General features: G+C 69.4%; 1 protein-coding gene. It reads left to right on the forward strand.

Annotated features, from left to right (window positions below):
- On the forward strand, positions 1 to 1,777 hold a 1,777-nt coding region (locus ACIRG9_RS31565), incomplete at both ends, for a 5'-nucleotidase C-terminal domain-containing protein (RefSeq protein ID WP_402864208.1).

The raw sequence follows: 1,777 nt of genomic DNA on the forward strand, positions 1-1,777 counted from the left end.
TGGCTGGTCTGGTCGGTCAGTTGCGGGCGCAGAACCCGAACACGGCGTTCATCTCCGCCGGTGACAACATCGGCGCGTCGACGTTCGTCTCGGCGATCGATGGGGACAACCCGACGCTGGACGCGTTGAACTCGATGGGTCTGGTCGCCTCGGCGGTCGGTAACCACGAGTTCGACAAGGGCATGGCCGACCTGACCGGTCGGGTGTCCGACCGTGCTGACTTCCCGTACCTGGGCGCCAACGTGTACCGGGGTAACGAGCGGGCGCTGCCGGCGTACTCGGTCAGCACCATCGGTGGGGTCCGGGTCGGCTACGTCGGTGTGGTGACCGAGCAGACCGCGTCGCTGGTCAGCCCGGACGGCATCGCGGGTCTGACGTTCCGTGACCCGGTGGCCGAGGCGAACCTGGTCGCTCGTCAGCTCAAGGACGGCAACCCGGACAACGGCGAGGCCGACGTTGTGGTGCTGCTCGCCCACGAGGGCGCCGCGACGGAGAACATCACCTCCGCGCAGGCGCTGGCCAACGACCCGGTCTTCGGCAAGTTCACCCGGGTCGACGCCACCATCGACGCCATCTTCAGCGGCCACACCCACCAGCCGTACGCGTTCAAGCTTCCCGTCCCGGGGACGGACAAGCTGCGTCCGGTGGTGCAGGCCGAGGATTACGGCATGCGGCTGGGCAAGGTCAACCTGACCTTCGACCCGCAGACGCACGCGGTGACCGCCTCCGACGTCCAACTGGTCGACGTGGTCGGCGCGCCGGAGAACCCGGCGGTGGCCGACATCGTGGCCGCCGCGAAGGTGAAGGCGGCCGAGCTGGGCAAGCAGAAGCTCGGTGCGATCACCGGAGACATCAAGCGGGCCTACAGCAACGGCAACGAGGACCGTGGCGCCGAGTCGGCGCTGGGCAACTTCATCGCCGACGTGCAGCTGGCCGGCACCAAGGACCCGGGCCGGGGCGGGGCGCAGATCGCGTTCATGAACCCGGGCGGTCTGCGCGCCGACCTGGCCTACCGCAGCGACGGCACGGTCACCTACGCCGACGCGTTCGCGGTCCAGCCGTTCTCCAACGACGTGGTCACCAAGAGCTACACCGGCGCCCAGATCAAGCAGGTCCTCGAGGAGCAGTGGCAGCCCGACGGCGCGTCCCGTCCGGTGCTGTGGCTGGGTGTCTCCAAGGGGCTCACCTACACCTACAACCCCGACGCCCCGAAGGGCTCACGGATCATCTCGGTGAACCTCAACGGCACGCCGCTGGACCCGTCGGGCAGCTACCGGGTCACGGTGAACTCGTTCCTCGCCTCCGGCGGCGACAACTTCACCACCCTCGGCGGCGGCAGCAACCCGGCCACCACCGGCGACAACGACCTCACCATGCTGGTCGACTACTTCGCCGCCAACTCGCCGGTCACCGCGGACACCGCACCCCGGTCCACGATCGGGCAGGCCGGTCCGCAGTGCACCACCACGATCACCGGCAAGTACAGCAAGCCGCTGGTGATCAGCGCGGGCCTGGTCTGCCTGGAGAACGCCACCGTCTCCGGCCCCGTCACGGTCAACCCGGGCGCCTCGCTGGTCGCCACCGGCGGCACCATCAGCGGCCCGATCTCCGCCACCCGCCCGGTGCTGTTCGACCTCACCGGCGTCACGGTGTCCGGCCCGATCACCGTCACCGGCGCCACCGGCGACCTGACCATCACCAAGGGCAAGGTCAACGGCCCGGTGTCGGTCACCGGCAACACCGGCGGCGTCCGCATCGACACGGTCACCATCAGCGG

Origin of the sequence: Micromonospora sp. NPDC093277, assembly GCF_044765245.1 — a bacterium.
In the GTDB taxonomy this organism is placed as follows: domain Bacteria; phylum Actinomycetota; class Actinomycetes; order Mycobacteriales; family Micromonosporaceae; genus Micromonospora.